Genomic DNA, 4,966 nt, shown 5'->3' with positions numbered 1-4,966 from the left:
AGTTTATAAGTTTAGTTGACGAGGGGACGAGGCATCAGGCAACGAGGAGGAATTGTAATCTTGTTAACTTGTCCCTTGTCAACTTGTCAACTCGTTCCCTGCCTGTCAACTATCCGTCTTTCGTCAGCAGGCTTTCCAGCTCTTCGGCGGTGAGGCGCAGGTGGAACTGTCCTTTGTAGGCCACGGAAATAGCGCCAGTCTCTTCGGAAACGATAATGGCGTGCACATCGGACACTTGCGAGATGCCCATCGCGGCACGGTGGCGCAGTCCCAGTTCCTTGGGAATGTCCAGGTTGTGAGAGACAGGCAGGATGCAGCCGGCAGCCTTGATGCGCTTCTTACTGATGACCATGGCACCGTCGTGCAAGGGGCTGTTCTTGAAGAAGATGTTCTCGATGAGCCGCTGGTTGATGTTGGCGTCGATCACGTCGCCCGTACGCACTATCTCATCGAGGGGCATGTTGTGCTCCATCACGATGAGGGCGCCTACCTTCTGCTTGCCCATGCTGATGCAGGCCATCACGATGGGCATGATGTCTTCGTGTTCGAGCGTTTCCTTCTTGCCACCGGTGAAGAACCGCACCAGCGCACTGGCATGGCGGTGCGAACCGAGGGTGAGCAGAAAGCGTCGTATCTCTTCCTGAAACAGCACGATGAGCGCCAGCACACCCACACTGACCAGCTTGTCGAAGATGGAGCCGAGCAACTTCATCTCAAGCACCTGCGACACGACAAGCCATATCAGGATGAACACCAGTATGCCCGTAAACACGTTGATCGAGCCGGAAGCTTTCATCAGCTTGTACGTGTAGTACAGCAGGAAGGCGACCAGCAGGATATCTATAAAGTCTTTTATGCCAAATTCGAAAAACACGGTTGTTGGTTTTATTATTAGGTTTTATTATATGTTAGTTAACAAGGGGACAAGTTAACGAGGCCACGAGGGGACTTGCTTATTACCTTACTAATATCTTGTTCACTTGTTTTTCTCGTCAACTCGTCAACTTGTCAACATCTTCTCCACAATCTGCACCGTCTCGACAGCCTGGCGGACATCGTGCACACGCAGGATGTCGGCTCCCTTCATCAGGCAAAGGGTATCGAGCACGGTGGTGCCGTTGAGCGACTCTTGCGGAGTGGTGCCCAGCAGACGGTAGATCATCGACTTGCGCGACACGCCCACAAGCAGCGGCAGGCCGAAGATACGGAACTCTTCGAGGTGGGCCAACAGCTGGTAGTTGTGGTCGAGCGTCTTGCCGAAGCCGAAACCGGGGTCGAGGATGATGTCCTTCACGCCCAGTTCGTGCAGCTGCTGCACCTTGCGGGCAAAGTAGAGGAAGACCTCGCGCAACAGGTTGTCGTAGTGAGGCTCGTGCTGCATGTTCTGCGGGGTGCCCTGCATGTGCATCATGATGTAGGGCACGTTGAGCCGGGCCACGGTGGAGAACATGTCGGCATCCATCTCGCCCGCGGCGATGTCGTTGATGATGTCCACGCCGTATTCTTCGACACACATGCGGGCCACGTCGGCACGGAAGGTATCAACCGAAATCACGGCATCGGGCACCGTGCGGCGAACGATTTCGAGTCCGCGGCGCAGGCGGTCCATCTCTTCGCGCGGCGAAACGTCGGCAGCACCGGGACGCGAGGAATAGGCTCCCACGTCGATGATGGCGCCGCCTTCGTCCACAATCTGACGGGCGCGGCGGGCTATCTCGTCTTCGGTCTGCATGCGGCTGTCGGCGTAGAAGGAGTCGGGGGTCAGGTTCAGGATGCCCATGACGCAGGGCGTCGAGAGGTCCATCAGGCGGCCTCCCACGTTGATGTATTTGGTTTCGAGGGTTTTCATATTTCTGTAAACGGTTCTTTTTAGGGGTTTTCCTGTTTGTGCAAAAGTAAGAAAAAAAGCAATAGGGCGTGAGGAGATGGGGGCTTTTTATTTCCTTATTTCCGCGGAGGCGGATATCCTCTTGTCGCAAAAACAGAAAGGAAGGCATTCTTCCTGCCTTCCTCTCCTCCGATGTTGGCCGCGCGGCGCCCATCTGCTGTTTTCAGACGAGCGGCGGCATGGCGTTTCCTCCGATCACTCCGGCGATGGCCGAGGCCACTGCGATGATGACTTTCAGGACGATGTCCCAGACGGATTTCTTCATTGCCATAACTGATTCCTCCTTTCGTGTTTTTAATTTTGATTTGTATTGATTGCGGCGGGCGGCACCGTTGTTTGCTGCATACCGCCCTAAACCTTAAACCCTAAACGCTAAGCCCCAGTTTATCCCAGCGGATCTTCGCCTCCGCCGCCCTGGCTACCTCCGCCACCGGGCTGACTGCCGCCTGTCGAAGTGGTTTCGCCCTTCCAGGGTACGCACTTCACGCCGGTCAGCAGCGAACGGGTGGCCACGGTGCGGTCCTGATTGCGGGTCGAGGCGGGTGTGAAGTGCACGCGCAGGGCAGCCTGTGTGGGAGTGACCTCGGCAGCGGTGGCGGCTCCCATGCCGCGCGAACGCATCACCAGGCGGAAGGTGCCCAGTCCGTCGAGGGTGACACTTTCGGACGCCTGCAGATGGGTGGTCATCACGGTGACCAGGTTGTCGATGGTGTTCTTCACGTCACCCGTGGTCAGCGAGGAATAAGCAGCTACTTCGCGGGCTATCTGGGTGGTGTCGACGTTGCCCGTATAAACGGCGCGGGGATGATACAACTTCTGCCCTTCTTCGTTGGGCAATGTGGACTGGATGGTTTTGTAGATCAATGCCATAGTTTTAATTTTTTAAACTGTTAATAAATCGTGTTCTTTTTCTTTGTGTCTTAAGCTTAACCACATTGCAAAGATAGGCATTCGCGGGGATACGTGCAAATGTTTCGGGCGGTTGCGTTCAACAAAAAGGAGGTTTTGTTTTCAAAAAGTAAACATGAAGAGAAAACACTCCTTTCACCGCCCTCCCCCACACAAACTCAGCAGATACCGCCCCGGCTGGCGGATCTTGCCGTGACTGGTTCGCAGAGGCTCGAAGCCTTTCCATACGGGATGGCCGATGACGCCGAAGTTGCTCTTCAGCACGATGGCATACTGTTCGGCAGGCGGCACACGAAACTGCATCAGGTTACAGAGCAAGCCGTCGAGGTTACGGTTCAGGCCGTCGGCAGGGGGTTGCAGGCGGGCCACGTCGGCTTGTGTCCACTCACGGCGTACAAAAAGAGGTTCATCCTCCACGGCCTTCGGGGCCGTGCCGGCAGTTCCCACGTTTTCGGGGGAACTATCGAGGAGGGGATTTTCTTTACTTTTGTTTTCTTTTGTTTTCTTTGTGTACTTTGGGGCAGTCGAAGGGGTGTTTTCGGCCTTTTCTGTTGCAGATTGCGGCTTTTCTGCAACATTTATCCCCTTTTCCGTACCCGATTCCGCCGGTTCTTCCGAAACCGATTCGGCAGACAGAAGCAAGTAACGCTCATCGATGGGACACGTCGAACGCCGACGGGTGATGAACAGATATTGCCGCTGGATTTCGGCCGAAGTCAGAATGCCGTACTGGCTGAACATGCCGGCATCGAACAACCCGAACTCCACAGCCAGGGCAATGACATCACGCACATCCTTGGCCTCGCCCTCGCGAAGCAGGTCGGAAAGGTCGTCGTAAAACATCTCGTCGGCCACCACATAGTAGCCCTCGCCACCATAAATGGCGCAATACGCTTGCAGCAGGATGAAGACAGCCACATCGCCCTTACGCTTCACAAGGCGACGAAGCAGGCGGCTCTGCAAGAAGTCGGTATTCATGGGGAAATAATCAAGACCCCGTTTAGGTACTCTGGACATAAAAATGAAGAATGAAGAACGAAGAATGAAGAATTTTAAATAATGGAGAATGGCACGATTCACCACGGATTACGCAGGTTATCACAACGTTAACAAACACGTGGCAACCCGCGCAACCCGTGGCAAGAAGCAGCATCAGAACGGATACAGATCCTCCTCCTGCTCGCGCAAGCGTGCCAGACGGCGGCGGTGATGCTCTTCCACCGTGGCCAAGGCCTGACGGATCAGGCGCAGACGTTCGTCACGGTCGGCCACCTGCGTGATGACGGGCGACCGGCGGCGCGACTTCGACTCCTGCGACTTCGCCCGATGGCGTTCGCGGTTCATCGTCCGGCGACAATCCTTGCAGTAAGGGTCGGGCCGCTGCGTACGGCTGTTCACATAAAATTCTTCAAGGGGCAACACCCTCTTGCAACGTCCGCAACAACGTACGGCGTTCGGCTGATTCAATTCGGAAGTTTTCATAATAATATTTTATTTTACAGATCAATGTCTCAATCGGAAGCGATGTCTCCGAGCAACACTTGCACCGCTCGCGAGCCACACTTGCACGGCTCACGTGGGACACTTGCACGGCTCGCGAGAGACACCAGTGTGTATTTTCCATTAAATAGTTTGCAGTATTTAAACAAAACCACTATATTTGTTGCTGCAAATATAAAACGATTTTCAATAAGAAAACAACGAAACGCAGATTTTCGCACGAAAAAGTTTATAATCCACTGAATATAAACTTCGTACAACGGAAATCCGCGTTCAACAACCCCGATTCGAGAAAAGAAACCAACCATCAACCCCCGAAACACCGGAAAGGAAGAATCCGACCTATGGAAAAGAAAGAAGACCTGATGTTCGACGTGACCGACATCGTACGACGCGCCAAACTGGCACTCGACCTGAAGAAAGACAACGAACTGGCACAATACCTGGGCGTCTCGCGCTCGACGCTGAGCAACTGGATGGCGCGCAACAGCATCGACTTCGGCCTGCTGCTGAGCCGCCTGCCCGACGTGGACTACAACTGGCTGCTGACCGGCAAAGGCATCCCCCGCCACCGCCCCAACTACTGCGACAGCCCCGTGGCCAGCGGCGAAATAGAGCTGCTGCACACGCCCAAGTCGCCCGACCCGCTGGACGACCGCAGCGTCACCC

General features: G+C 54.8%; 7 protein-coding genes. 1 reads left to right on the top strand and 6 read right to left on the bottom strand.

The window, feature by feature from the left end; all coding sequences use genetic code 11:
- Window positions 1-109 precede the first annotated feature (109 nt).
- The 6 genes from cdaA to QVP67_RS09535 form a co-directional block, all read right to left on the bottom strand.
- A complete protein-coding gene (gene cdaA, locus QVP67_RS09560) occupies window positions 110-874 on the bottom strand; it encodes a diadenylate cyclase CdaA (RefSeq protein WP_022163342.1) in 765 nt (254 codons plus the stop codon).
- Window positions 875-1,000: 126 nt separating this feature from the next.
- The gene (folP, locus tag QVP67_RS09555) at window positions 1,001-1,849 is read right to left on the bottom strand and encodes a dihydropteroate synthase (protein WP_022163341.1); all 849 of its coding nucleotides are present in this window, start codon (window positions 1,847-1,849) and stop codon (window positions 1,001-1,003) included.
- Between the two features lie 202 nt (window positions 1,850-2,051).
- Window positions 2,052-2,153, bottom strand: a complete 102-nt coding sequence (locus QVP67_RS09550) for a smalltalk protein (protein ID WP_159434430.1) — start codon at window positions 2,151-2,153, stop codon at window positions 2,052-2,054.
- Window positions 2,154-2,272: 119 nt separating this feature from the next.
- Entirely contained in the window at window positions 2,273-2,758 is a 486-nt protein-coding gene (locus QVP67_RS09545) for an HU family DNA-binding protein (RefSeq protein WP_022163339.1), read from the bottom strand.
- A gap of 174 nt (window positions 2,759-2,932) precedes the next feature.
- Window positions 2,933-3,814 (bottom strand): DUF4373 domain-containing protein, encoded by an 882-nt coding sequence (locus QVP67_RS09540; RefSeq protein WP_288180081.1) that lies wholly within the window; start codon window positions 3,812-3,814, stop codon window positions 2,933-2,935.
- A gap of 135 nt (window positions 3,815-3,949) precedes the next feature.
- Complete coding sequence (locus QVP67_RS09535) at window positions 3,950-4,279, bottom strand: hypothetical protein (RefSeq protein ID WP_022163337.1); 330 nt, start codon at window positions 4,277-4,279, stop codon at window positions 3,950-3,952.
- Between the two features lie 362 nt (window positions 4,280-4,641).
- Here QVP67_RS09535 and QVP67_RS09530 point away from each other — a divergent pair.
- Window positions 4,642-4,966 (top strand): helix-turn-helix domain-containing protein (locus QVP67_RS09530; RefSeq protein WP_288180080.1); only part of this gene is annotated, 325 nt, incomplete at its 3' end.

Source organism: Bacteroides sp. CAG:633 (assembly GCF_000435115.1).
In the GTDB taxonomy this organism is placed as follows: domain Bacteria; phylum Bacteroidota; class Bacteroidia; order Bacteroidales; family Bacteroidaceae; genus Bacteroides; species Bacteroides ndongoniae.
The sequence above is the reverse complement of the archived record's forward strand: the minus strand, read 5'-3'. Positions and strand labels throughout refer to the sequence as shown.